23 protein-coding genes and 1 pseudogene are annotated in these 25719 nt (G+C 72.1%); 8 read left to right on the forward strand and 16 right to left on the reverse strand.

Going from position 1 to position 25719, the window contains the following annotated elements:
• Positions 1–110: 110 nt before the first annotated feature.
• Together OO68_RS32520 and OO68_RS32525 are read left to right on the forward strand one after the other, a co-directional pair.
• Positions 111–3605, forward strand: a complete 3495-nt coding sequence (locus OO68_RS32520) for a DNA polymerase III subunit alpha (RefSeq protein WP_033312795.1) — start codon at positions 111–113, stop codon at positions 3603–3605.
• Positions 3602–4585 (forward strand): DNA polymerase Y family protein, encoded by a 984-nt coding sequence (locus OO68_RS32525; RefSeq protein WP_033312796.1) that lies wholly within the window; start codon positions 3602–3604, stop codon positions 4583–4585. The genes OO68_RS32520 and OO68_RS32525 overlap by 4 nt, the downstream gene beginning before the upstream one ends.
• 16 nt (positions 4586–4601) lie before the next feature.
• On the opposite strand, the gene OO68_RS32530 is transcribed toward OO68_RS32525, so the two are convergent.
• Entirely contained in the window at positions 4602–4976 is a 375-nt protein-coding gene (locus tag OO68_RS32530; protein WP_033312797.1) for a cupin domain-containing protein, read from the reverse strand.
• Between the two features lie 79 nt (positions 4977–5055).
• Between OO68_RS32530 and OO68_RS32535 the strand changes: the two genes are divergently transcribed.
• Together OO68_RS32535 and OO68_RS32540 are read left to right on the forward strand one after the other, a co-directional pair.
• Positions 5056–5502, forward strand: a complete 447-nt coding sequence (locus OO68_RS32535; RefSeq protein ID WP_033312798.1) for a MarR family winged helix-turn-helix transcriptional regulator — start codon at positions 5056–5058, stop codon at positions 5500–5502.
• A gap of 171 nt (positions 5503–5673) precedes the next feature.
• The gene (locus OO68_RS32540; RefSeq protein WP_033312799.1) at positions 5674–6534 is read left to right on the forward strand and encodes an esterase/lipase family protein; all 861 of its coding nucleotides are present in this window, start codon (positions 5674–5676) and stop codon (positions 6532–6534) included.
• A 93-nt stretch (positions 6535–6627) separates the two neighbouring features.
• Here the strand turns inward: OO68_RS32540 and OO68_RS32545 are convergent, their stop codons facing one another.
• A complete protein-coding gene (locus tag OO68_RS32545; protein WP_033312800.1) occupies positions 6628–7632 on the reverse strand; it encodes a lytic polysaccharide monooxygenase in 1005 nt (334 codons plus the stop codon).
• Between the two features lie 181 nt (positions 7633–7813).
• Between OO68_RS32545 and OO68_RS32550 the strand changes: the two genes are divergently transcribed.
• Complete coding sequence (locus OO68_RS32550) at positions 7814–8263, forward strand: GNAT family N-acetyltransferase (protein WP_033312801.1); 450 nt, start codon at positions 7814–7816, stop codon at positions 8261–8263.
• A 30-nt stretch (positions 8264–8293) separates the two neighbouring features.
• On the opposite strand, the gene OO68_RS48355 is transcribed toward OO68_RS32550, so the two are convergent.
• On the reverse strand, positions 8294–8428 hold the full coding sequence (locus OO68_RS48355; RefSeq protein WP_086605087.1) for a hypothetical protein: 135 nt from the start codon (positions 8426–8428) through the stop codon (positions 8294–8296).
• Positions 8429–8566: 138 nt separating this feature from the next.
• Here OO68_RS48355 and OO68_RS42540 point away from each other — a divergent pair.
• A pseudogene (locus tag OO68_RS42540) lies at positions 8567–9199 on the forward strand (class I SAM-dependent methyltransferase).
• Here OO68_RS42540 and OO68_RS32560 read toward each other — a convergent pair.
• Complete coding sequence (locus OO68_RS32560; RefSeq protein WP_033312802.1) at positions 9158–9658, reverse strand: ribonuclease FAU-1 family protein; 501 nt, start codon at positions 9656–9658, stop codon at positions 9158–9160. The pseudogene OO68_RS42540 and the gene OO68_RS32560 overlap by 42 nt on opposite strands.
• Positions 9639–10568 (reverse strand): GNAT family N-acetyltransferase, encoded by a 930-nt coding sequence (locus OO68_RS32565; protein ID WP_033312803.1) that lies wholly within the window; start codon positions 10566–10568, stop codon positions 9639–9641. The genes OO68_RS32560 and OO68_RS32565 overlap by 20 nt, the downstream gene beginning before the upstream one ends.
• 71 nt (positions 10569–10639) lie before the next feature.
• On the opposite strand from OO68_RS32565, the gene OO68_RS32570 reads away from it, so the two are divergent.
• Positions 10640–11026, forward strand: a complete 387-nt coding sequence (locus OO68_RS32570) for a GntR family transcriptional regulator (protein WP_033312804.1) — start codon at positions 10640–10642, stop codon at positions 11024–11026.
• Here OO68_RS32570 and OO68_RS32575 read toward each other — a convergent pair.
• The 7 genes from OO68_RS32575 to OO68_RS32605 all read right to left on the reverse strand — a co-directional run bounded on the left by OO68_RS32575 (position 11023) and on the right by OO68_RS32605 (position 17844).
• Complete coding sequence (locus OO68_RS32575) at positions 11023–11799, reverse strand: DUF72 domain-containing protein (RefSeq protein WP_033312805.1); 777 nt, start codon at positions 11797–11799, stop codon at positions 11023–11025. The genes OO68_RS32570 and OO68_RS32575 overlap by 4 nt on opposite strands.
• Positions 11800–11853: 54 nt before the next feature.
• Positions 11854–12249 (reverse strand): hypothetical protein, encoded by a 396-nt coding sequence (locus OO68_RS32580; RefSeq protein ID WP_033312806.1) that lies wholly within the window; start codon positions 12247–12249, stop codon positions 11854–11856.
• 115 nt (positions 12250–12364) lie between these two features.
• Positions 12365–13459 (reverse strand): DUF5925 domain-containing protein, encoded by a 1095-nt coding sequence (locus OO68_RS32585; protein WP_033312807.1) that lies wholly within the window; start codon positions 13457–13459, stop codon positions 12365–12367.
• A gap of 75 nt (positions 13460–13534) precedes the next feature.
• The gene (locus OO68_RS32590; protein WP_209442644.1) at positions 13535–14335 is read right to left on the reverse strand and encodes a polysaccharide deacetylase family protein; all 801 of its coding nucleotides are present in this window, start codon (positions 14333–14335) and stop codon (positions 13535–13537) included.
• Entirely contained in the window at positions 14328–15326 is a 999-nt protein-coding gene (locus tag OO68_RS32595; RefSeq protein WP_033312808.1) for a glycosyltransferase family 2 protein, read from the reverse strand. Before OO68_RS32595 ends, OO68_RS32590 begins: the two co-directional genes overlap by 8 nt.
• On the reverse strand, positions 15323–16144 hold the full coding sequence (locus tag OO68_RS32600; protein ID WP_033312809.1) for a glycosyltransferase family 2 protein: 822 nt from the start codon (positions 16142–16144) through the stop codon (positions 15323–15325). Before OO68_RS32600 ends, OO68_RS32595 begins: the two co-directional genes overlap by 4 nt.
• Positions 16145–16638: 494 nt before the next feature.
• Positions 16639–17844: a S8 family peptidase gene (locus OO68_RS32605; protein WP_033312810.1), complete on the reverse strand. Its 1206-nt coding sequence runs from the start codon at positions 17842–17844 to the stop codon at positions 16639–16641.
• Between the two features lie 336 nt (positions 17845–18180).
• Here OO68_RS32605 and OO68_RS32610 point away from each other — a divergent pair, with 336 nt between their 5' ends.
• The gene (locus OO68_RS32610; protein WP_033312811.1) at positions 18181–18987 is read left to right on the forward strand and encodes an SGNH/GDSL hydrolase family protein; all 807 of its coding nucleotides are present in this window, start codon (positions 18181–18183) and stop codon (positions 18985–18987) included.
• 4 nt (positions 18988–18991) lie between these two features.
• Here the strand turns inward: OO68_RS32610 and OO68_RS32615 are convergent, their stop codons facing one another.
• The 4 genes from OO68_RS32615 to OO68_RS32630 all read right to left on the reverse strand — a co-directional run bounded on the left by OO68_RS32615 (position 18992) and on the right by OO68_RS32630 (position 25509).
• On the reverse strand, positions 18992–20641 hold the full coding sequence (locus OO68_RS32615) for a serine/threonine-protein kinase (RefSeq protein ID WP_245237251.1): 1650 nt from the start codon (positions 20639–20641) through the stop codon (positions 18992–18994).
• 114 nt (positions 20642–20755) lie between these two features.
• Positions 20756–22372: a nickel transporter gene (locus OO68_RS32620; protein ID WP_033312812.1), complete on the reverse strand. Its 1617-nt coding sequence runs from the start codon at positions 22370–22372 to the stop codon at positions 20756–20758.
• Positions 22369–23874: a tetratricopeptide repeat protein gene (locus OO68_RS32625; RefSeq protein WP_033312813.1), complete on the reverse strand. Its 1506-nt coding sequence runs from the start codon at positions 23872–23874 to the stop codon at positions 22369–22371. The genes OO68_RS32620 and OO68_RS32625 overlap by 4 nt, the downstream gene beginning before the upstream one ends.
• Before the next feature lie 102 nt (positions 23875–23976).
• On the reverse strand, positions 23977–25509 hold the full coding sequence (locus tag OO68_RS32630; RefSeq protein WP_033312814.1) for a DUF4331 domain-containing protein: 1533 nt from the start codon (positions 25507–25509) through the stop codon (positions 23977–23979).
• Between the last annotated feature and the right edge of the window lie 210 nt (positions 25510–25719).

A 25719-nucleotide genomic window follows, 5' to 3' on the forward strand; every position in this document is an offset into this window, starting at 1 on the left:
GGGCCGAACGGATGTCGCACATACATTCGAAGATGAGGGTATGGTGGGGGTGAGGTAGCTGGGAACAGATGTTCGAGAGCTGGTGTGGCTCACAAGTGCGGGAGGTGCGTGTGCCGGGGTTCACGCATCTGCACACCGTCTCCGGATTCTCGTTGCGTTATGGAGCCTCGCACCCGGAGCGGCTGGCCGAGCGTGCCTCCGAGCGGGGCATGGACGCCCTGGCGCTGACCGATCGCGACACGCTCGCCGGTGCTGTCCGGTTCTCGAAAGCCTGTGGGAAGGCGGGGGTCCGGCCGCTGTTCGGGGCCGATCTGGCCGTGGCGGGTGCGGAGCCCGGGCCCGAGCGGCGGGGGCGGCGCCGGACCCCGGTGCGGGGTGGCGCCTTTGTCGACGAGTCGGCTCCCCGCGTGACGTTTCTCGCCCGGGACGGCGCCCGGGGGTGGGCGGACCTGTGCCGGCTCGTCTCGGCTGCCCATGAGGGGGAGGGGACGCCCCTGCTGCCCTGGGAGCGCAATCACGCCGAGGGGCTGACCGTGCTGCTCGGGCCCGGATCGGACGTCGGGCGCGCCCTGACCGCGGGGCGGCCCGACCGTGCGGCGCGACTGCTCGCGCCCTGGCGTGACGTCTACGGCGACGCCCTGCGGCTGGAAGCCGTCTGGCACGGCCGGGAGGGTACGGGGCCGGGGTCGCTGCGGCTGGCCGCCCGGACCGTCGGGTTCGCCGCCGAACAGCGGATCCGGCCCGTGCTCACCAACGCGGTTCGGTATGCCGACCCGGGTCTCGGGCCGGTCGCCGACGTGCTGGACGCCGCCCGGCTGCTGGTGCCCATCGACCCGGCCAGGGGGCTGGACTCCGGTGAGGCCTGGCTCAAGGGCGCCGGGGACATGCTCGCTGCGGCGGAGCGGATCGTGGAGGCCGCGGGGTTCCGGCGGGAGACCGCTCACCGGCTGGTGGAGCAGACGCAGGCCACGGCCGCGGCGTGCCTGGTCGATCCCGAGGACGATCTCGGGATCGGCACCGTCCACTTCCCCGAGCCGCATCTGGTCGGCGCCGGGCGGCGGACCGCCCAGCGGGCCCTTGCCTCACGGGCGGCGGCGGGGATGGTGCTGCGCGGGTACGACCGGCGGCGGGAGTACTGGGAGCGGATGCACCATGAGCTGGACATCATCGCCCATCATGGCTTCGCTTCCTACTTCTTGACCGTGGCCCAAGTGGTTGACGATGTGCGGGAGATGGGCGTCCGGGTCGCCGCCCGGGGGTCCGGGGCCGGGTCGCTCGTCAACCATCTGCTCGGTATCGCGCATGCCGATCCGATCGAGCACCGGCTGCTGATGGAGCGGTTCCTGTCGAAGGAGCGGGTCGTGCTGCCCGACATCGACATCGACGTGGAGTCCGCGCGGCGGCTGGAGGTCTACCGGGCGATCATCGACCGGTTCGGCACCGAGCGGGTCGCGACGGTCGCGATGCCGGAGACGTATCGCGTGCGGCACGCGATCCGGGACGTGGGGGCCGCCTTGTCCATGGACCCGGCCGAGATCGACCGGGTGGCCAAGTCCTTTCCCCACATCCGGGCGCGGGACGCCCGCGCGGCGCTGGAGGAACTGCCCGAGCTGCGCGCGCTGGCGGGGGAGAAGGAGAAGTACGGGAAGCTGTGGGAGCTGGTCGAGGGACTGGACGCGCTGCCGCGCGGGGTGGCCATGCACCCGTGCGGGGTGCTGCTGTCGGATGCCTCGCTGCTCGCGCGTACGCCGGTCATGCCGACCAGCGGTGAGGGCTTTCCGATGTCGCAGTTCGACAAGGACGACGTCGAGGACCTCGGGCTGCTGAAGCTCGACGTGCTGGGCGTGCGGATGCAGTCGGCCATGGCGCACGCGGTGGAGGAAGTGGAGCGGGTGTCGGGGGTGAGGGTCGATCTGGACGCCCTGGCGCCGGGGGATCCGGAGACGTACCGGCTGATCCAGTCCACCGAGACGCTCGGGTGCTTCCAGATCGAGTCGCCCGGGCAGCGGGATCTGGTCGGACGGCTCCAGCCGGCCACGTTCCACGACCTCGTCGTCGACATCTCGCTGTTCCGGCCCGGGCCGGTCGCCGCCGACATGGTGCGGCCGTTCATCGAGGCGCGGCACGGCCGGGCGCCGATCCGGTATCCGCACCCCGATCTGGAGGGGCCGCTGAAGGAGACCTACGGGGTCGTCGTCTTCCACGAGCAGATCATCGACATCGTCGACATCATGACCGGCTGCGGGCGCGGCGAGGCCGACCGGGTGCGGCGCGGGCTGTCGGACCCGGAGTCGCAGGCGCGGATCAAGGTGTGGTTCGCGCAGCACGCGGCGGTGAACGGTTATGACGCGGAAACGATTCAGCGGACCTGGGAGATCGTCGAGGCCTTCGGGTCGTACGGCTTCTGCAAGGCGCACGCGGTCGCCTTCGCCGTGCCGACGTACCAGTCGGCGTGGCTGAAAACACATCACCCGGCCGCCTTCTACGCGGGGTTGCTCACGCACGACCCCGGCATGTACCCGAAGCGGCTGCTGCTGGCGGACGCGCGGCGGCGGGGCGTGCCGGTGCTGCCGTTGGACGTGAACGCGTCGGGGGTCGCACACCGTATCGAACTGGTGTCCGGTAAATGGGGGCTGAGGCTGGCCCTCTCCGATGTCCACGGCATCAGCGAGGCCGAGGCGGCGCGGATCGCCGAGGGTCAGCCGTACACCTCGCTGGTCGACTTCTGGGAGCGGGGCCGGCCCAGCCGTCCGCTGGCCCAGCGGCTCGCACAGGTGGGGGCACTGGATGCGTTCGGCGCCAACCGCCGCGATCTGCAACTGCATCTGACCGAGCTGCACCGGGGCGCCCGGGGCGGGGGCGGCGGCCAGCTCCCGCTGGCCGGGGGGCGCGAGACCGCACCGGCCGGACTGCCCGACCTCACCTCCTCGGAGCGGCTCAGCGCCGAGCTGGGCGTGCTGTCCATGGACGCCTCGCGGAACCTGATGGACGATCACCGGACGTTCCTCGACGAGCTCGGCGTGGTGTCGGCGCGGCGGCTGCGCGAGGCCCGGCACGGGGAGACGGTGCTGGTCGCGGGCGCCAAGGCGGCCACCCAGACACCGCCGATCCGGTCCGGCAAGCGCGTCATCTTCTCCACCCTGGACGACGGCACGGGCCTGGTCGACCTCGCCTTCTTCGACGACTCCCACGACGCCTGCGCCCACACCGTCTTCCACTCCTGGCTGCTGCTGGTGCGCGGTGTGGTGCAGCGCCGCGGCCCGCGCAGCCTCAGCGTGGTGGGCACCGCCGCCTGGAACCTCGCGGACCTGCTGGACGTACGCCGGGAGGAAGGGCTGGAGGGAGTCGCGGCCCGGCTGGCCGGCGGCGGTGATTCCGGTGGGTCCGGCGACGACGGTGACGGGGCGGCGCGCCGGCGGCTCGCCGGCTCGGAAGGGGCGCCCGCGCCGACGGGTTCCGCGGCCCAGGACCCGATGGAGCAGCGGAAGATCCGCATGGCCACGGGGTACGAGATGCACCCCTGGGCCGATCTGCGTCCCGCGGGAGAAGGGCCCGCGGCGGTCGGAAGGAAGTTGTGGCACCAGAGTCCGGGGAGTGCGGGATGACCATCCTCTGCGTACGTTTCCAGCTGCCTTTGACGGGCGGGGTGGAGCTGCCCCACCTGCTCGGGATGCTGGAGGAGTTCACCCCCGTCGTCCAGGCCCTGCCGCCGGACGGGGCGCTGGCCGATCTGCGCGGCGCCGAGCGGTACTTCGGGCGGGACGCCGTCGAACTGGCCTCGGTGATCCGGGTGCGGTCGCTCGCGCTCCACGGTGTCGACTGTGTCATCGGGGCCGGGCCCGGGCCGATGCTGGCCCGGATGGCGCTGGACGGCGCCCCGCCCGGGGTGACGCGTACGGTGCCCGAGGAGCCGGGCGCCATCGCGGAGTTCCTCGCGGACAAGCCCGTCGCCGCGCTGCCCGGTGTCGGCACCGCGACCGCCCGCACGCTGGGCGACTACGGCCTCGACACCCTCGGCCGGGTCGCCGCCGCGCCGCTGTCCACCCTGCAACGGCTGATCGGCGCGAAGGCCGGCCGCGAGCTGCGCGAGAAGGCGAACGGCGTGGACCGGGGCCGGGTCGTGCCGAACGCCGTCTCCCGGTCCCTCGCGGCGGAACGCCCCTTCGGGCGCGACGAGCTGGACCCGGACCGGCACCGCCGGGCGCTGCTGTCGGCCGCCGAGGAGCTCGGCGCCCGGCTGCGGGCCCTGGAGAAGGTCTGCCGCACGCTCACCCTGACCGTGCGCTACGCCGACCGGTCCGCCACCACCCGCAGCCGCACCCTGACCGAGCCGACCGCCCACTCCCCGGCGCTGACCCGGACCGCGTACGGCCTGTACGAGGCGCTCGGACTGCAGCGGGCCAGGGTGCGGGCCATCGCCCTGCGCGCCGAAGGGCTCGACCCCGCCGACCAGGCCTCCCACCAGCTGACCTTCGACCCGGTGGACGAGAAGGTCCGCCGCATCGAGGAGGTCGCGGACCGCGCGCGAGCGAAGTTCGGGCCACGGGCGGTGATGCCCGGGGGATTGGGCGGGGCGGCGGCGTAAAGCCCTCCGCCTGACGTCAGTTGGCCCACGGCGGCGCGATGCGGGTGCCGTCGGCCAGCCGTGCCTCCAGGCCGATCGACGTGGTGACCCAGGAGTACGCCGTCCGGTCGGTCGGGTTCTCGACGGTCAGGGTGGCACCGGGGTTGATGATCACCGTGTCGCCCGCGGTGATCCGCTCGGTGCGGCCGTCGAGGGTGATCAGCAGTTCACCGTCGAGCAGATGGAAGATCTCCTCCCGGCTGACCGTGTGCGCGGGCGCCTTGAGGCCGGCCGGGATCTCGCCGCGCCAGGCGCACAGCTCCTTGCTGCCGCTGTTCGGGGTGGCATACGAGACGAATCGGGCGCCGTGGATCTCGTGGGTGACGGCTTCGGACGATCGGACGATGGGCATGAGGCCTCCAATTGGTTAAGCTACTTGACTATATGGTCAAGCAGCTTGACCAGTGCGTCAAGGGTGTTTCAATGCATGCGTGCAGAACTCCGAGGCCATGGCCCTGTCCGCCGCCCTGCTCGCCGTCGCCGGCGGACTCACGCAACGCATCAACGAGGGCGTGCTTGCCCGGGGCTTCGAAGGGGTGCGGCCGGCGCACGGCTTCGCCTTCGCCCGGCTGGCCCCGGACGGCGCGACGGTCACCGACCTCGCTGCCCATCTCGGGGTGACCAAGCAGGCCGCGAGCCAGCTCGTCGATGAACTGGTGCGCAAGGGGTACGCCGAGCGGCGGCCGCACCCCGAGGACGCGCGGGCGCGCCTGGTCGTGCTGACCGAGCGGGGGTGGGGGTGCACGCGTGCCGCGGAGGAGGCGGCCGCGGAAGCCGTCCGGGAATGGGGGGACCTGCTGGGGGAGCGGGAGGTGCGGTCGCTGAGGCGGCAGTTGCTGCGAATCGCTCCGGACGGGCCCGTCCGGCCCGCCTGGTGAGGGGGTTTCAGTGGGGGCCGGGGCTCCGGTTACCGCTGCAAGTTTTTACTGACGCGTAACTTCCCAGTTTGACTACTCGCCCGTAACTTGACGAGTGAACAGCATCCTCGTGATCCGGATCACAGGGCCTCGTGCCGTCGCATCCCCCCTGAGCCGCAAGGAGATCACCCGATGCTGCCCTGGAAACGAGTGCTCAGACCCCTGGCCGCGCTGCTGCTGACCGCCGCGGCCGTCACCGTCCCCGCCACCACCGCCCAGGCCGCCGGCGCCCCGAGCTCCGGCTGGAACGACTACTCCTGCAAGCCGTCCGCCGCCCATCCCCGCCCCGTCGTCCTGGTCCACGGCACCCTCGGGAACTCCGTCGACAACTGGCTGGGCCTCGCTCCCTACCTGAAGGTCCGCGGCTACTGCGTCTTCTCCCTCGACTACGGGCAGCTCGAAGGGGTCCCCTTCTTCCACGGCCTCGGACCCGTCGAGAAGTCCGCCGGGCAGCTGAAGGCCTTCGTCGACAAGGTGCTCACGGCCACCGGCGCCGCCAAGACCGACGTCGTCGGACACTCACAGGGCGGCATGATGCCCCGCTACTACCTGAAGTTCCTCGGCGGAGCCGCCAAGGTGAACGCCCTGGTCGGTATCGCGCCCAGCAACCACGGCACCGACCTGAACGGCTTCACCCACCTGCTGCCGTACTTCCCGGGCGCCGCGGACCTGCTGTCGAAGAACACCCCCGCCCTCGCCGACCAGGTGACCGGCTCCGCCTTCCTCACCAAACTCAACGCGGGCGGCGACACCGTGCCCGGCGTGCGCTACACCGTCATCGCCACGCGGTACGACGAGGTCGTCACGCCGTGGCGCAGCCAGTACCTGTCCGGGCCCGACGTGCGCAACGTCCTGCTCCAGGACCTGTGCCCCGTCGACCTGTCCGAGCACGTGGCCGTCGGGCTGCTCGACCGGGTCGCCTTCCACGAGGTGGCCAACGCCCTGGACCCGGCGCGGGCCAGACCCACCACCTGCGCTTCGGCTTTCGAATGACACGTGTCATCCGTTGACACGTGCCAAAGAAACGTTTCGGGGCCTGTCCGGCCTGAGCCGCCGGACAGGCCCCGGATCATGGGGCGGTGGGGATCAGCCGCCGTGCCGCCCGCCGCTTGCCGTCCGGCGCCGGGCCGACAGGAACAGAGCCGACGAGCCGAGCGCCAGCGTGGCCGCACCGCCGACCGCGAGGTACGTGGTGCTGCTGTCACCGCCGGTCTCGGCGAGGTTCTCGGTGGCACCGGCCGCCTTCGGCCGGTTGGGCGCGGCCGTGGCCGCCTTCGGCCGGTCAGCCGTGCCTTTCCGCGGGGCCGCGGCCGGCTCCGCCGAGGTACTGGGGTCGTCGTCGCCGTGCCCGTGGTGCTCCACGGTCGACTTGGCGTTGCCGTCCTTGATCTGCTTCTCGCTGGGAGCGGAGGCGGACGGGGCCGGAGCGGCCGCGCCTCCCGCCGCGCCGTCACCACCGCCGAAGCTGACGTCCGAGCAGGAGTAGAACGCTTCCGGGCTGTCCGACCGCTGCCAGACCGCGTAGAGCAGGTGCTTGCCGGAGCGCTGGGGCAGGCTGCCGGAGAAGGTGTAGAAGCCACCGCCGGCGGCCGGGTCGGTGGACGTCGCGACCGGGTTGGCGAGATCCAGGTCCTTCCAGGCCAGAGGCTTGGCCGGGTCATAGCCGGGCTTGGTGATGTAGACCTTGAACGTGCCCTTGTGAGGGGCCGTCACGCGGTACTTGAAGGTGTGCGAGCCGCTGCTCACGCTGGTCGCGGGCCAGTCGGCGCGGGCCAGGTCGAGGCCCTTGAACTGCTCGTTGTTCGCGCTGCAGAGCTTGCCGTCCGGTATGAGCTGCCGGTGCCGGCCGCCCGCGTCGCCGATGCGGATGCCGTTCCAGTCGTAGAGGGCCTGGGTGCCGCCGGCCGCCACCGCCGCCTTGCACGCGGCCGACTTCGGGCTCTCGGGGCCCTCGGCGTAGCACTGCGAGACGCGACTGACCGGGTCGCCCATCGAACCGTGCGCGGCGGCCGGGACAGCGGTCAGCGCCGTTACGGCGAGCGGGAGGCTGCCGAGAGCGGCGACGGTGGCTGCTGTGCGGCGTGCGGGCATGCGGGAACTCCTCGAAGCGGTGCGTGGGACAGGTCCGGGCCCGGGTGGGCCGGATCCCGTGGGGTGCTCCGAAGCTAGCCCGTGAGAACCGTGAAATCGCCTGCTGAGGGCGGGTGGAGGAGATCCTTATGGCCCGCTTAAGGGAGTGTTCGGACTGGCATCAGGTAGATACCGTCACGGCATGGCAGACGAGGAGATCCGGCTTGCCGGGACCGCCGACGTACCGGTCGTCGCGGACGTCATCGACGCGGCCTTCCGCCCCTACATCGAGCGCATCGGGCAGGTGCCACAGCCCATGAAGGAGGACCACGCGGCGAACGTGGCCGCGGGCAAGGTGTTCGTGACGGGCGATCCCGTGACCGGACTCGTCGTGGTCGAGGCGTTCGCGGACCACGTCTTCCTCGACACCATCGCCGTCCACCCCACCGCGCACGGCGGGGGAGTGGGGCGGCGGCTGCTCCGGTTCGTGGACGCACACGCGCGTGCGCTGGGCCTGCCCGAGGTCAGGCTCTACACGAACGCGCTGATGTGGGAGAACCAGAAGATCTATCCGAGATACGGCTACGAACTGGTGGAACGGCGTGTGGACGGGCCCTACGACCGCGTCCACTACCGCAAGCGGCTGCTCTGAGGCGTGCGTCTCATGACCGGCACCGGCCGCTCAGGCGTCCGGCCACCAGGTGCGGGCGATGTCCTTGCGGACTTCGGGGCGCCCGGCGGGGCGCTCGTCGGCCTCTTCGCGGACCCGGCGGACATCCGTCTTCTTCAGGGGCTTCTGCACGGTCACACGGCGCATGGCTGCCTCCTTAAGGGTCTACCGGGTTCCGCGTTCTCACGGAGGTAGACCTTTCGGGGGAGAGTTACTCATCGCTCCTGGTCTGTCAGTGGCGGCAGTCACGATTCGAGTGTCAGTGGCGGGTGTCACTCTTGGGCCATGACGAATGTGGACTGGGACGCCGAGGCCGCCTTTTTCGACGAGGAGCCGGACCACGGCCTGCGCGATCCCGGGGTGCGCCGGGCCTGGGCCGGACGGCTGCGCGCCTGGCTGCCGGCCCGGGCGGGGGACGTCCTCGACCTCGGGTGCGGCACCGGCAGCCTGTCGCTCCTCGCGTCCGAGCAGGGACACCGGGTGACGGGCGTGGACCTCTCGGCCGCGATGGTGACCCTCGCCAGGGAGAAACTGACCGGGCGTGACGCGGTGTTCCTCGTCGGTGACGCCGCGGCACCGCCGGTCGGCGAGCAGCGCTTCGACGCCGTGCTCGTCCGGCACGTCCTGTGGGCCCTGCCCGACCCCGGCCGCGCCCTGAGGCACTGGTGCGGGCTGCTGCGGCCGGGCGGACGGCTGGTGCTGGTCGAGGGCGTGTGAGGAAGCACCGCCCCCGTCGGCATACCGGCGGAGCGGCTCACCGGCCTCCTCGCCCCGATCGCCCGGCAGGTGCGCCTGGAGCGGCTGTCGGGCGATCCGTCGCTGTGGGGCAAGGAGGTGACGGACGAGCGGTACGCGGTGCTCGCCCAAGTCCGGACGTCAGGCCAGGAGCGCGGCGAAGTCACCGCCGCGGGCGAGTGACTCCAGTTCGTCGAGGGCGGCCAGGGCGGCCCGCGCCGCCTCCGGGTCCGTCTCGGCGAGGCCGCTCTCGGCGAACTCGTCCTCGTCCAGCCGCCGCACGTCCGAGCCGTCCGCCGAGCGCCACAGGTCCAGGTCCAGGTCCTCCACGACCAGCTCCGGCCCGGAGCGCACGGCGGGGCGGGTGACGTCGCAGTACCAGCCCTTCAGCGCGCCCGTGGCGGAGCGGACCTCCTTGACCGCGTACCACCGGTCGCGCCAGTAGTACTCCGTGAAGACGTCCCCGGACTCGAAGCGGACGAAGCCGAAGTCGCGGACGCCGGAGCCCGCCCACGGGGCGCGGACCGCGACCCGCGTACCGTCGTCCGACAGCAGCTCGCCGGAGTAACGGATCTTCGTACGGCCCGCCTTGACGAGCACGACGTCCAGGAGCGGGAGCCGGTCAGCCGAGTTCGCGGACATACCGTATTTCCTTCGCGCAGGTTTCGTAGCCGAACCACTTGTTGATGGCGATCATCGGCTCGTTGCCGGTGTCGTTGCCGGTGAACGCCTCCGTGTACCCCGCGGCGCGGGCGCGGTGCAGGGAGTCGTTCTTGGCGAGCTTCGCCAGGCCCCGGCCCCGGAACGCGCGGGCGGTTCCGGTCATGGCGGTGGCGTAGCGGGAGCCGCCGTCGGTGTACGCGGCGGTGAAGGCGGCGAGGCGTCCGTCGACGACCGCGATCGTGGTCAGCTCGTGGTCCAGGAGCGGTTGCTTCCAGGTCTCCTCGATCCAGGCGTCGTAGTCCGTCAGGTCCACGTCGATGTCGCTCGGTTCGTCCGACGAGGCCTCCGCGTCCAGCTCGAACACGGGGCGCGGGTCGTCCGCGAAGTCGGCGGCGGTGCGCAGCTCGACGCCCGCCGACAGGTCCTGGCGGGGCGGCAGGGTGCCGTCCGCCAGAGCCAGGCGCAGGAACCAGGCGGAACGGCTGGCCCGGAAGCCGTGCCGCTCGGCGAAGGCGCGGTTGTCCGGCTCGTCCAGCACCCAGGTGAACAGCTTGGTGACGCCCAGCCGTCCCAGGCGCTCCTCCGCGGTGCGCAGCAGGAGCGAGCCGGCGCCGCGGCCGGTGTGGCCGGGGCGCACATAGATGTTGGCGGAGCCCTGGCCGGGCTCCGGGCTCTCGTGGGCGACGCTGATCTGGGCCGTGCCGATGATCTCGCCGTCCTCCTCGGCGACGAGCTGCCCGAAGTGGGCGTCCGGGTGCGCGTGCGTCAGGGTGTGCACCACGGACTCAGGGGTGGAGAGCAGGTACGGAAGGGCGAGGCGACGGGTGTCGGAGAACCCCTCGGCGTCGGCTCGGACGTCGGGACGCAGGTCGCGCACGATCACGGTCATGGGGACGCACGCTACGCGTGGACCCGTCCGGGGTGCCTCTCATTTTCCGTCGGGTGCGCGACAATCGGGCTGTGACCTTGAAGATCGACATCGACGACAGCGCCCCGCCGTACGAGCAGGTGCGGGCGCGGATCTCCGAGCAGGCCCGGTCGGGTGCGCTGCCGGTGGGGTACCGGCTGCCGACCGTGCGGGGACTGGCCGAGTCGCTGGGGCTCGCCGCGAACACGGTCGCCAAGGCGTACCGGGCGCTGGAGGCGGACGGGGTGATCGAGACGCGGGGCCGCAACGGCACGTTCGTGGCCGCCGCCGGCTCGGCGGCGGACCGCGAACTGGCGTCGGCGGCGCAGGCCTATGTGGAGCGGGCCCGGAGGCTCGGGCTGGGCGAGGACGTCGCGCTCGCCGCGGTACGGGACGCCCTGCGGGCGGCGTACGGCGAGCAGGGCAGCCCCAAGTCCTAACCGGACGGCTGCGCCAGGCGCTCCGGTGTCCGTGTGATGTGCAGCCCCGCCGACCTCCCCGTCCGTGCGAACGCCATCGCGTCCTCCACCGCCGCGCCGCCCGGGTCGTTGTTGAAGTACGCGTAGACGTCCTCGCCGTCGGGCCAGGCCGTGGCGATGCGGTCGAGCCAGGTGGCCAGCGAGCGGCGGCCGTAGCGGGGCCAGGGCCGGGCCCGACCCTGGTGGAAGCGGACGTAGCCCCAGTCGGTGGTGCGCCACAGCGGCGTGGCCGGGCGGGCCAGGATGTCGGCCCAGCACAGGGAGGCGCGCCGGGACTCCAGGACGCGGCGGACCTGCGGGGTCCACCAGGAGTCGTGGCGCGGCTCGACCGCGACCCGGGTCGGGGCGGGGAAGCAGGCCAGGCACGCGTCCAGCAGGCCCGGGTCGGCGCGCAGGGTGGGCGGGAGCTGGAGCAGGACCGGACCGAGACGGTCACCGAGGCCCGCTGCGTGGCTCATCAGGCGGTGCACCGGCTCCTCGGGGTCCTTGAGCCGCTTGATGTGGGTCAGGTAGCGGCTCGCCTTGACCGCGACGACGAAGTCCCCGGGCACCCGCCCCCGCCAGTCCTCGAAGGTCTCCCGGGCCGGCAACCGGTAGAAGGCGTTGTTGATCTCGACGGTGGCGAACTGCCCCGCGTACTCCTCCAGCCAGAGCCGCATCGGCAGCCCGGAGGGGTACAGGACGTCCCGCCAGTCCTTGTACTGCCACCCGGACGTGCCGACGAACAGGGTCATATCCCCATCAAAGCACCGCAGGCTCCGGAGGGCGGCCGGGGAGGGCCGGGGCGGCTACGCGTCGGCGCGCGTGTGGAAGCGGTAGAACAGCAGCAGGAAGAGGGCCGCCATGACCAGCAGCGCCGTGATGACCACGGGCCGGATGTCGTCACCGGTCTGGCTGTAGAGGAAGCCCAGCGCGACACCGGCGAAGGCGGCCCGCAGCAGGGCGTGCAGGGCGTGCAGATCGCGCCTGAGACGTCGGACGACCTGGATCACGGCGATGCAGAGCGCCGTGAAGGCGACCGCGCTCCACACGCCCGACGCCACGTCCGCCCCGGTGATCGGGCCGCCGTGCCGCCGGTTCACCGCGACCCAGTTGCCGTAGACGACACCGAGCACGACGGGCAGGACCCACCGTGCGACGCGGTGGGCGGGTTCGCTGAACACGGTGGGCGCCGTGTGCGCCATCGGAGGCCTCCCTGGTCCATGCGGAGCGCGGCGTCGCTCCGCGGCACACCTTGGCACGCCCGGGTAACAGGGAGGTGAGAAGCGGTTGTGAGCGACCCCGGCGGGTGGGGTCCCACTACAGATACAGCCCCGCGTCGACGCCTCCGCGCGGCTCCGGCAGGGACGTCGGGGACGTGCCCCGGCGCAGCGCGTACAGCTCCGCCAGCGTCGCGCCCTCGCGCCCGACGCCGTCCTCCTGGCCCAGCCAGTTCACCGCCTCGGTGCGGGTCAGCGGACCGACCTCGATCCGGGCGAGGCAGCGGCCGGGGCGGACCACGGCGGGATGCAGGCGCTCCAGGTCCTCGTTGGTCGTGACCCCGACCAGGACGTTGCGGCCCTGGCCGAGCAGTCCGTCCGTCAGGTTCAGCAGCCTCGAAAGCGCCTGGCCCGCCGTGTGCTTGGCCTCGCCGCGGATCAGCTCGTCGCAGTCCTCCAGGAGCAGCAGCCGCCAGCGGCCCTTGCCCGTCGCGTCCTCCTCGCCGATGGCGATGTCCATGAGGTAGCCGACGTCGGAGAAGAGCCGCTCGGGGTCCAGGACGCAGTCCACCTGGCACCAGTCGCGCCAGGACCGGGCCAGCGTCCGCAGCGCCGACGTCTTGCCGGTGCCCGGCGGGCCGTGCAGCAGCAGGAGACGGCCCGCGATGTCCTCCGGGGTCGTCTTCATCAGGCGGTCCATCGCGTCCGCCACGGGCGCGGTGTAGTTGGGCCGGATCTCCTCCCAGGTGCCTGCCGCGATCTGCCGGGTGGTGCGGTGCGGGCCGCGGCGCGGGGAGACGTACCAGAAGCCCATCGTGACGTTCTCCGGCTGCGGTTCGGGCTCGTCCGCCGCGCCGTCCGTCGCCTGGTCGAGGACCTTCTTCGCGAGCTCCTCGCCGGTCGCCGTCACCGTGACGTCGGCGCCGCGGTTCCAGCGGGAGACCAGCAGCGTCCAGCCGTCGCCCTCGGCGAGGGTCGCGCTGCGGTCGTCGTCCCGGGCGACGCGCAGCACCCGCGCGCCGGGCGGCATCAGCGTCGCACCGGACCGCACGCGGTCGATGTTCACCGCGTGGGAGTACGGCTGCTCGCCCGTCGCGAAGCGGCCGAGGAACAGCGCGTCGACGACGTCGGACGGGGAGTCGGAGTCGTCGACGTTGAGCCGGATCGGCAGCGCCTCGTGCGGGTTTCCAGACATGCCGCCATGATCCGGCACGGGGAGGCCGCGTGCACCCGGTTTCCCGGTGCACGCGGCATGTCGCCCCCGCGCAGGTCAGCCCCCGGAGCGGTAGACCAGCCGACGCGCCTGCCGAACCCTGCGGACGACGGCGTACCCCTTGGTCAGGGCGCGGTCCGCAGCGAACGTACGGGCGATTGCGCGGCCCTCGACGACCCGCTCGAACTCCTCGATGCCCGTGCTGCGGCGCACCGTCACCCGCCGCAGCGCGTACGGCCCCTGCGCGCGCCGCGCGAGGCCGTTGCCGACGGCGAGGGCCTGGGCGTAGCCCGTCTCGCGCACCGCCTGCCGGACCCGGCGGCTGGAGTAGCCGTAGGGGTAGGCGAACGAGGCCGGTACGGTGCCCAGCTGGTCCGAGACGATCTCCTTGCAGTGGATCAGCTCGAACCTCAGCGTGGCGTCGGAGACCTGGTCGAGCTGCGGGTGGCTGTGGCTGTGCCCGCCGATCTCCACGCCCGCCGCCGCGAGTTCGCGCACCTGGTTCCAGTCCAGCATGGTGTCCAGGCCGCCCCCGGTGTCGTACGGCCCCCTGAGCCACCCCGTCGAGACGAACAGGGTGGCGGGGAAGCCGTGCTTGGCGAGCGCGGGGAGGGCGTGCCGGTGCACACCCTCGTAGCCGTCGTCGAAGGTGATGAGGACCGGCCGGTCGGGCAGCGGCCGGCCGGAGCGCCAGCACGCCGCCAGCGCGGCCGTCGTGACCGGCGTGAGCCCTCGGTCGGCGAGCACCGCCATCTGCTCGGCGAAGGCCTCCGGAGTCACCGACAGGGCGCGGGTCGCGTCGTTCGGGTCGGTCGCGACCGCGTGGTACATCAGAATCGGTACGCGGGTGTCACTCACGGGCCGCCACCTCCACCGCGGGCACCCGGAACGTGGTCCCGCCCCGGCGCGCCCGGAGGCTGCCGACGACGTAACCGCCCGCCGCCGTCAGCACCCCGGCCACGATCGCGCCGGCCCGCCCCGCACCGCCCGGCCGGGCCAGCAGGGCGTCCCGCAGCCCCCGCGCCACCCCGGCCGGCAGGACCCGCGTGGCGTACCGGCGCTCCGACTCCAGGCCCTTCTCGGCGCCGACGCTCCGCGCCACCAGGGCCTTGGACAGGCCCTCGGCGTAGGTGCGGGTGCGGAAATAGCGGAAGTGCTCGCGGATCTCGGGCACCCGGTGGTGGATCACGGCCCGGTCGTCGATCAGCAGGACCGCGTCGGGCCGTGCGCGGCTGAGGCGGATGCACAGTTCCGTCTCCTCGCAGCCCAGCGGGCGTTTGTCGCCGTCCCGGCCGATGCCGGTGGCGAAGCCGCCCGCCGCGTCGAAGGCGCTGCGGCGGAACGAGGCGTTGCCGCCGAGCACGTTGCGCACCCGGACCCGGCCGCGCGGCAGGCCCCGGTACGTGCAGCCCACCACCCAGTCGAACTCCTCCGGGAACCAGTGCGGCCGACGCCCCGACGCCCAGACCGGGACCGTGCGTCCGCCGACCGCCATCACCCGCTCGTCGGTGTAGGCCTCGGCGAAGTGCCGCAGCCAGTCGCGCTCGGCCACGGCGTCGTCGTCGAGGAAGGCCACGACCTCACCGCGGGCCGCGGCGATGCCCGTGTTGCGGCCGGCCGACAGGCCACGGGGGCCCGCGTTGGCGAGCACCCGCACCACGGACCCTTCGGACGACTCCTTGTACTCCTTGGCGAGCCGCTCCCGGAGCGTCTCGTTGTGATCGACGACCAGCAGCGTCTCCAGGGCCGGCCGCGACTGCGCGCGGACCGAGGAGACCGCCGCGAGGATGTCCTCCCAGCGGTCCTCGGTGTACGCGCAGATCACGACGGAGATGCCGGGACCGCTCAAGACACCTCTCCCCGCATCGCGGCCGGCATCGACGACCGGGGCGAACGGCGGCGCAGAGAACGGCGGTTGGAGCGCTCCTGAAGGATCACCCGGAGCACGCGCAGCCCGTCGCGCACGGCCCGCAGATTGCTGACGCCGTGGATGCGCAGGTACTCGTGGCTCGGGATCTCCTGCACCTTGAGCCCGGCCTTGACGACCCGGATGTTCATCAGGGTCTCGACCTCGAAGCCGGTGCAGTCCAGGTCGATCTTGTCGAGGCAGTGCCGCCAGAACGCGTTGTAGCCGTAGCACAGGTCGGTGTACCGAGCGCCGAACTTGCGGTTGACGACCGTGCAGAGCGCCCAGTTGCCCATCTTGCGGATGAAGGTCATGTCGTCGGTGCCGCCGCCGTTGGCGAAACGGGAACCCTTGGCGAAGTCCGCGCCGGAGACCAGGGCGGAGACGTAGCTGAGGATCTCGCCCCCGTCCGCCGAGCCGTCCGCGTCGACCATCACGATGATGTCGCCGGTGCAGGCCTGGAACCCGGTGATCAGGGCGTCGCCCTTGCCCTTGCCGCGCTGTTCGACGACCTTCACCTCGGGCCACAGCTCACGGGCCACCTCGACGGTGTTGTCGGTCGAGTTGCCGTCGACCAGGACCACCTCGTGGATCCAGTCGGGCAGGGTCTTGAAGACGTACGGAAGGTTCTCCGCCTCGTTCATCGCCGGGATGACCACGCTCACCGGCGGGGCTATCGCCAGATACGAGGAGACGGGCCGGTACTTGGCTGCGGTCGGCGGATGCTCGTCCGTCACGGCCGGCTGCAGAACTGAACTCATGAGTCTGGTCCCTCTCGTCCGGTGGACCGCCCCCCCAGGGCAGTCCGGATCCAGTCCGGTTCGAAAGGGGGGTTCTCACCCGAGGCACGCCGAGATGGCGAGGCATGCCGGGATGAAGCTCCGGCACGCCGGGTGAGCTGGCAAAGCTGGCCGGCGGCAAAACGGCAGCCGACCGCGCGGCACGGCCCGGAGACAGTTGAGACCACCGAGCACGGCACCCCCCTACCGCGCCCCGCGCCGGTTCGTCGCGGTCCTTGAGCCCTCCCCTAGAGCCGCGTACTGACGGACCGATGCGGGTGAGATGTATGACGGTATTGACGATTGAACCCGTATGGCAAGACCTGGAACGGCCCCTCACGTTTTTGTTGGTTTGGTCGTTGCGGCAGACGCCTTGTGCGACGCAAGTTGCACGTTCCCTTCGCATAAACATGCGTTCCCCGGAGGCGATCAGGGCCTCCGGGGAACGCATGTTCAAGTGCCGGTGCGGTCCGCGGTCACTGCACGAGTTGCAGCAGCCGGTTCGGCGAGCCGGAACCCGCGCTCGTGACCTTGCCGGTGACGGCGCCGTTCACCAGGGCCGCGGCGACCTGGGCCGGGGTGGACGAGGTGTGGCCCGCCAGGTAGACCGCCGCCGCGCCCGCGACGTGCGGGGTCGCCATCGAGGTGCCGGAGATGGTGTTGGTCGCGGTGTCGCCGGTGTGCCACCCGGCCGTGATGGAGGAGCCGGGCGCGAAGATGTCCAGCGCCGAGCCGTAGTTGGAGTAGCTCGCCTTGGCGTCCGTGCTGGTGGTGGCGCCGACCGTGATCGCCTCGGCGACCCGGGCCGGGGAGGACGAGGAGGCGGTGGTGCTGCTGTTGCCCGCGGCGACGGCGTACGTGACGCCGCTGGCTATGGAGTTGCGGACGGCCGTGTCCAGGGTGGCGGAGGCGCCGCCGCCGAGCGACATGTTGGCCACCGAGGGGCCGGAGTGGTTCCTCGTCACCCAGTCGATGCCGGCGATCACACCGGCCGTGGTGCCGGAGCCGCTGTTGTTCAGCACCCGCACGCCCACGATCTTCGCCTTCTTGGCGACGCCGTAGGTCGAGCCCGCGATGGTGGTGGCCACATGGGTGCCGTGGCCGTTGCCGTCGGAGGCGTTGCTGTCGCCGTCGACCGCGTCGTAGCCGTGCGCGGCACGGCCGCTGATCTGCTGGTGGGTGATGCGCACACCGGTGTCGATGACGTACACCGTGACGCCGCTGCCCGCGCTGTCCGGGTAGGTGTAGGTGCCGGACAGCGGGAGCGAGGCCTGGTCGATGCGGTCCAGGCCCCAGGGGGCGTTGGTCTGGGTGGCGGCGAGGCCGACGCGCTGGTTCTGCTCGACCGAGGCCACCGCCGGGTCTGCGGCCAGGCGCCGGGCCTCGGTGGCGGAGAGGGTGGCGGAATAGCCGTTCAGCGCCTTGCCGAACGTCCTGTCGACCGAGCCGCCGTACTCCTTCACCAGCCCCTTGCCCGCGGCCGAGGCGGCTTTCAGGCCGGCGCTCTTCTTGAGCGTGACCAGGTAGCTGTCCTTGATCGCGGCCGGGGAGTCCGCGGCGAGCACCCGGCCCTCGGCGGGCGCGGCCTGGGCGGGAAGGGCGGTGAGCCCGCCGACGAGGGCGGCGGTCGCCAGCGAGGTGAGTACGGCGAACCCGATTCTCTTGCTACGCAGTTGTGCCATTACGAGGGAGTCCTCCTCTAGGCGGCGCGCGCCTGGGTGGGGCGCGCGTCATGTGGGGGATGTGCGCGTGCTCGCACACACGGCCCGTGAGCGTCGCGTTCCGCTCCCGGCCGGAGTAAAGCCTCGACCAACTACCGGCGTAGAACAAGAGAGTTGAGCATCAGTCAACGAATCTGTCATGGGCACGTAACAAGAGGCGCCCGACGCGTAACGCAAGGCGTGGGGAACGTGCCGAGCGTCCGGGGATGAACCGAAAAGACTTGGCATGGACACTTCCTGTCAACACGCGTAGCTGCTACCACGGTTATGGCAGAGATCCTGCTAAAGGGAGGTTCCATGAGACGTTCCCGACTTGTCGTCCTCGTGAGCTCGCTCCTCCTCGCCGTCGGCACCGCCCTCACCGGGGCGGCGACGGCGCAGGCGTCCTCACTCGCCGCAACCGGCGGCTACGTGGCGCTCGGTGACTCCTACTCCTCCGGAGTCGGAGCGGGCAGCTACATCAGCTCCAGCGGCGACTGCAAGCGCAGCACCAAGGCCTATCCCTACCTCTGGGCCGCCGCCAACTCACCCTCGACCTTCGCCTTCACCGCCTGTTCGGGCGCCCGAACGGGTGATGTTCTGGCGCATCAGCTCACTCCGCTCAGCGCCTCCACCGCCCTCGTCTCGATCACCGTCGGCGGCAACGACGCCGGATTCGCCGACGTCATGACGACCTGTGTCACCCAGTCCGACAGCGCCTGCGTCTCCCGCATCAACACCGCCCGGGCGTACGTCGACTCCACGCTGCCCGGAAAGCTCGACGGCGTGTACGCGGCGATCCGCACCAAGGCCTCCGCCGCCAAGGTCGTCGTCCTCGGCTACCCCCGCTTCTACCAGCTCGGCACCACCTGCCTCGGTCTGTCCGAGACCAAGCGCAAGGCCATCAACGACGCCTCCGACCACCTCAACACCGCCATCGCCAAGCGCGCCGCGAACCACGGCTTCGTCTTCGGCGACGTCCGCACCACCTTCACCGGCCACGAGATCTGCTCCGGCGACTCCTGGCTGCACAGCGTCAGCTGGCTCAACATCGGCGAGTCGTACCACCCGAAGGCACCGGGCCAGTCGGGCGGCTATCTCCCCGTGCTCAACAGCAACGACTGACCGCTCAGCCGGAGTCCGAGTCCGCGTTCGACTCCGGGTCCGAGCCCGAGTCCGGGTCCGCGCCCGGGTCCGTGCCGGAAGCAGAAGGGGAGGCCCCGCCCGTCGGGGTCTCCGTCTCGCAGGTCACCGAGAACGGCACCGAGTCGGACGTCGTCCGCACCGGTTCCCGCACCTCGACGCTGATCTCGTTCTCGAACGTCCCGGTCTCCGCCTGGGTCGTCACCCGCACCGTGTCCCGCTTCGAACGGCCGCCGCCCTCCGCGAACGACAGCGTCTTCCAGCCCCCGTCCAGCACCTGGCCGTCCTGCGTCACCCAGCGGTAGCTCACCTCGGCCGGCAGCCGCCCCACCGTCAACGTCGCCGTGAACTCCGGCGCTTGGGCGTTCGGCGGCGGACAGGCCCCCGCATAGTCCGTACGCCGGCCCTCCAGGGCGACCCGCACCGACTGCGGCGGCGGACTGCTCTCCTTGCTCTCGCTCGGGGTCGGCGACGGACTGGACTTCTCGGTCGCGGTGTCCTCCGGCGGACTCTTGGTCGCCGTGGGCGTGGCGTCCCCGGCCCCCTGGTCGTTGCCGTCGGAACCGTCCCCGTTGTTGAGTAGCGCGTACGTCAGACCGCCGACCGCGAGCGCCAGCGCGATCACACCGGCGACCAGCACCCGCCCCGCCCTGCGGTCCCGGTCCGGGCCGGTGGCCGCCGTGGTGGCGGTCGGCCCGGAGGCAGCGGACGAGCCGGGGAACGGCATCGGGGGCGTGGGAGCGGGCTCGGGGTGACCGGCGACCGTCGGCGGGAACGCCACCGCCCGTGTCAGGTCAGGGCCCGGAGAGCCGCCCGCCGCCACGGCCCGCAGATCCTGCTCGGCCCGCTCCGGCGGCAGCCGCTGCTCGGGGTCCTTGCGCAGCAGCCCCTCGATCACCGGGGCGAGCGGACCCGCCCGGTACGGCGGCGGCAACTCCTCGTCGACGATCGCCCGCAGGGTGCTCAGCGGGGTGTCGTGACGGAAGGGGGAGTGGCCCTCGACCGCCGCGTACAGCAGCACCCCGAGCGACCACAGGTCCGACTCCGGGCCCGGTGTGCGGCCGAGCGCCCGCTCCGGGGCGAGGAACTCCGGAGAGCCGATGACCTCCCCGGTCATGGTCAGCGCCGAGCTGCCCTCGACCATGGCGATGCCGAAGTCGGTGAGCACGATCCGGCCGTCGTTCGAGATCAGCACGTTGGCCGGCTTCACGTCGCGGTGCAGCACCCCGGCCTCGTGCGCCGCCCGCAGCGCCGACAACACCTCGGCGCCGATGTGCGCGGCACGCTGCGGGGCCATCGGGCCCTCGGCGTCCAGGACCTCCGCCAGGGAGAGTCCGCGGACCAGTTCCATGACGATCCACGGCCGGTCGTCGTCCGTCGCCACGTCGTACACCGTCACCACGTTGTGGTTGGCGACCCGGGCCGCGGCCCACGCCTCACGCTCCAGCCGGGCGTACATCCGCTGCACGTCGTCCCCCGCCAGGCCGGACGGGGCGCGCACCTCCTTGACGGCCACCTCGCGGTGCAGCACCTCGTCGCGGGCGCGCCACACCGTTCCCATGCCGCCCTCGCCGAGCGGTGCCAGCAGCCGGTAGCGGCCCGCGATCACACGCTCATGGCCCGGTTCTTCGAACACGGCGCCCCCATTCGCAGCCGGGCGAAATCTTCCTGGGGTGTGTTTTCCCCACGAGGTCGGATTTCCTCACGACGTCCGCTTTTCTCCTGACGTCCGACGCATCACGAACGTAACTCAGCCGAGTGCGGATGCCGCCCCCTTGAACACCAGTCCGGCCCCGAGAACCACCACGGCGAAGGCCGAACCGAGCGGAGCGGTCCGACGCACCAGGGCCGCCATCGGGCCCACCGTCCAGCGGGGGCGCCGGTCCAGGAGCCGGGTCATCCCGCTGCCCGCCTTCACGACGGCGTATCCGGCGGCCGTCAGGGTGAGCGCCAGTCCGACGCCGTAGGCGACGACCAGCAGCAGCCCGAACCAGGCCTGTCCGAGGGCCGCGGCGCCGACCAGCACCACCACGGCGGACGGGCTGGGCACGAGCCCGCCCGCGAAGCCCATCAGGATCGTGCCGCGCAGGGTGGGCGCGACGGGGTGGCTGTGGGTGAAGCCGCCGTGCGTGTGCTCGATCGTGTGGGGGTGGGAGTGGGTGTGGGTGTGATCGTGCGGGTGGTCGTGGTCGTGGTCGTGCTTCTGGTCGTGGTCGTGGCCGCCGTGATGGTCGTGATCGTGGGCGTGGCCGTCGTGGACATGGGTGTGGGTGTGGTTTCCGTGGCCGTGATGGTGGCCGTGATGATGACCCTGCGGGTGGTGGGCGTGTGCGCGGTTGCGCAGGGCGCGGCGGAGCAGGCTCGCGCCCGCCAGGGTCACCAGGATGCCGCTGGCGACACCGAGCCAGGCGATCACCGACGGCGCCGCCGCCGAGCCGGCCGTGACCAGGAGGCCCAGGGCGACCACGCCCAGGGTGTGCGTGACGGTCACCGACGCGGCCATGGGCAGAACGTCCTTCATCCGGGCCTGCCCGCCCCGGGCCGCCGCCGTGGCGGCCATGATGGTCTTGCCGTGGCCCGGGGCGAGCGCGTGCATCGCACCCAGGACGACGGCGATGAGCAGGGCCAGCGCTGCGAAGCCGGCGCTGAGGTCCTGCCGGGCCACCAGGTCGTCCAGGGCCCGCGTCCAGCGGTCCGCGCCGCGCGGGAGCACCGAGGCCGCGGGGGCGTCCGACTCCTCCTCGGCCAGGGCCGAGCCGCCGGGCCGCACCCGCAGGGCGGCCGACGCGGTGTCGGCCGGGGAGGACAGCAACTCCTCCGGGTAGCGGGTCAGCTCGGCCGATATCGACTTCTCCGGCACGTCCGAGGCGGCAAGCGTCATACGGTCGCCGCGTGCCGTGATCTCCCGCCAGCCCGGGCCGCCGGAGGCCCCCGCACCGCGGAAGCCGAGGGACACGGTCTTCTCGCCCGCCGGCAGAGCAGCGGTCAGCTCGCACTCCACCCGCAGCGTGTCGAGCCCCGCCTGCCCGGGCCGCACGCGCGCCTTGCTGCGCTCGGCGGTGAGGGCGACCTCGCGCCCGTCGACGGTCGCGCGGCTGTCCTCGGCGGCCGTGGCGCACCGCTGGCGGGCCCACAGGGCGATGCCCAGCCGCTTGATGTCCGGCCCCGCCTGGGTCGCCGGGATCTCGGCGAGGTCCTCGACGTGGTGGACCCGCAGCTCGCCGGGGGCGGCGACCAGGCCGTCGTAGCGGTTGACGGTGAAGTTGCCCAGCGGGTGGGCGCTCGCCGTGGCGGCGGGCAGCAGGGTGAGCGCGCAGGCGGCCGTGAGGACGGCGGCGCCGGACGCGAACAGCCGGCGCAGGGTCACCGGTTGCCCTCCAGGTCCTTGAGTGCGGTACGGGCCTCGCGCGCCCCGAGGGGCGAGAAGCCGGGATTCAGGTCCAGCGCGGCCTTCAGGTGCTTGCGGGCCTCGCGCTCGTCGCCGGTGGCGCGTTCGATGACACCGCGGTGATAGAGGAAGACGGCGTTGCGGTAGCCGGTCGCCGTCGCCCGGCGGGCGTACGGCAGGGCTTCCTCGTCGCGGCCGTTGACGTGCAGGGCCCAGGCGAGGGCGTCGGCGGTGTGCACGCTGTGGCGGCGGTCCCACTCGGCGCGGGCGGAGCGCAGGGCCTCCTTCTTGTCGCCGTGGTCGGCGGCGGCCAGGGCCGTCTCCAGGTCGGTGTTGGCACCGCCGGCGCGGGCGAGGGCCGTCCAGGCGTCGACGAGGGCGTACTGGTCACCGGCCTTGGCCCGGTCGCCCTCGGCGCCGCGGTCCTCGTACAGCTCGCCGAGGGCGACGAGCGGGCCGGGCAGCGGGAACCGGGCCACGACCTGTTCGAGACCGGTCACGGCGGCGGCCCGGTCACCGCTCGCGGCCTGGGCGCGGGCGCGGCCCTCCAGCGCGGGCAGGTACGCGTCGTCGGCGGCCAGGGCCCGGGCGTAGTGGCCGAGGGCCGTCTTGTACTCGCCCTGGTTCCAGGCGAGTTGCCCCAGTGCGGTGGCCACGTACGCGACGTCTGCGGGGGCGCTCGCGGAGCCCAGGGCGCGCTCCAGCACGGACCGCGCCGTACGGACGTCGCCGCGCAGCTCGTGCACGTACGCGTACCGCGTGAAGACGGGGACGCCGGGGCGCCGGTCGTCGGCGGTGTCGGCGGCCTTCGCGGCGTCGCCGTACCGGCCGAGTTCGACGAGGGCGTCGATACGGGTGCACAGGGCGCGTTCGTTGTAGGGGTTCTGCTTCAGGGCCCGGTCGGCGTGGTTCAGGGCGCCGGGGAAGTCGTGCCGGGCCGCGGCGAGGGCGGCCTGCCCGGCCAGGGCCTGGTCGTTGCCGGGTTCCAGGTCGAGGGACCGCCGCAGGGCGCGCTCGGCCTGCGGGTACCGGGAGGGATCGCCCTTCGTGCGGGCCTGCTCGACGTAGGCCACCCCGAGGGTGGACCAGCCGCCGAAGTCCCTCGGCTGGGCGCGGAGGTGCTTCTGCAGGGACGCGATCCCCGCGTCGAGGTCCCCCCGGGCGAGATCGCCGGGCGACAACGCCCCGGCCGCCGACACGGCGTCGACGCCGGACCCGCCGTCCTGCCCGCCACCGAGAGCGACGGCCCCGCCCGTCACCGCGACCGCCAGCAGCGCGGCACACCCGGCGAGGTGCAGGGACCGCCACCGCCGCCCCCCGTCGGCGGCCCGCCGCAGCGCGGCGACCCGCCGGCCGACGTCGGGCTCGCTTCCGGCGCCGCCGTCCTCCCGCTCCCCGGCGGTCCCGGGCTCCGGGTCCGTCGACGGCGCTCGGTCGTCGTCGCGCCTGGCCGGTGTGCTGTCGGTCGTACGCGGAGGCATGACCTCTCCTCGGTCGGATGAGCTGGTGCGGGGGTCGGCGACGCGGCCCGCGCCGTGGGGGACGGGGGAACGGGCCGCGCCGGTCGGTGGGAGCGGAGCGGGTCAGTACGCCCGGTTCCGCATGCGGCGCCACCACATCAGGGCCGCGCCGATCAGGACGATGCCGCCCGCCCCGGCCCCCGCGGACGCGGCGATCAGGCGCATGTCGTCCGAACCCTCGGCGCCGGCCGGCTGGAGCGCGTCGCCCAGCTGGCTGCGCACGTCGTTGCCGCCGTCGACGCCCTTGGCGAGCGGGCCGCGCGAGCCCTCCGTCGGCAGGGCGACGTACGGGAAGGACTTCTCGAACTTCTTGTCGTTCTTGTCGACCGCGTCACCGAGGTCGTTCTTCGCACCCAGCAGCTCGCCCTCGACGACCTGGAGCGAGGCGTCGATCACGTCGTCGGTGAGGCGACGGCCGTTGGGGAAGCCGGCGTTGTCACCGTCGAGGACACCCAGCCGCTTGGGCTTCGCGGCCGGCTTGATCGAGGTGTTGAGCCGCAGCTGCTCCGAAGGCGTCACGTGCGGGGGCTGGTTGAGGTCCTTGACGCCCTTGAGGAAGACGTCGACCAGGTCGTTGCGCGGCTCGTCCGGCGCCGGGATCTTGTAGATCGCCTCGATGAGCTTGGGCAGCTCCGGGTTGGTGACGTTCTCCAGGAACGCGCCGTCGTCCCGCGGCGTGGACGCGTTGAACTTGTCCTTGTCCTTCAGCGGGTTGACGACCTCGTTGACCAGCGGGTTGCCGAGGCGCGAGACCTGTGTGAAGTAGCCCTTGGCGTTCTTGCGCTGGGTCGTCGACCAGATGCCGACGACCGGCTGGTCGTGCGACTCGGCGATGAAGCTGTTGGGGACCTGCAGGGCGATCGAGTTGACGTTGTAGCCCTTGAGGGTGTCGTTGCCGACCTCGGAGAGGTTCCCGCCGTAGAGCAGGTCGAAGACGCGCAGGTCCAGGAAGAACGGGTCGTCGGCCTGCCCGGCGAACGTCTGGGCGCCGCCGGCGAGCTTGTGGATCGCCTGCTTGCGCAGGGCGTCGTAGTTCGGCATCGACGCCTTGCCGACGTTCGACGGCGCCACCGGCACGTCGTCGGCGACCTTGGTCTTCGACACGGCCTTCAGGTTCCGCAGTTTGATCAGTTCGAGGTCGTACGTCTGCGTGATGTTCAGGTCGGGGTCGTCGAGGCTCTCGACCGGGCCCGTGTTGTAGAGGAACGTCTTCTCGTTCTTCGTATGAGTCTTGAACGTGTAGCGGAAGAGCAGGTCTTCCTTCGCGTCGCCGTTGCTGTCGATGCGCAGGTCGTACTGGGCGTCCTCGGCGAAGGTGAAGAAGTTCGGCCCTCCGGCCGGTTCCTCGAAGGGGATCCAGTTCGCGACGATGGTCGTCGTGTCCGGCTTGTCCGGGCTGACGAACGCGTACACGTCAGTGTTGTCGTACTGCGGGGTCCCCGAGATCAGCGGGGCCTCGCGGTGGCTGGAGGCGGAGGCCGCCTCGGGTTGCAGCACGGTCACGCCGGCGGCCGTGAGCCCGCCGGCGGCCAGTGCGCCACAGATCACGGTCGCGATGCTCGTGCGTCCCGAACCGGTCCTGGAAGTAGGTGTCATGCCGTCCGTCCTCCGTGCCAACTTGCCTGACACACGCCATTCGGAGCGGTCGGCGAAGCGGATTGGTCGAATCTCAAACGTTCTTACGGGGAGTCGGGAAAGTTGTTTCACCGTTGGGGACCCGCGTTTTCGGCGCGCTGATCCGTAACACCGTCCGGAGGTGTGTGCGTTGCGAATGCCTCGTGCGAGGGGACAGGCCCGGTGTGGCCT

The organism is Streptomyces iakyrus (genome assembly GCF_000717055.1).
Classification (GTDB): Bacteria; Actinomycetota; Actinomycetes; order Streptomycetales; family Streptomycetaceae; genus Streptomyces; species Streptomyces iakyrus.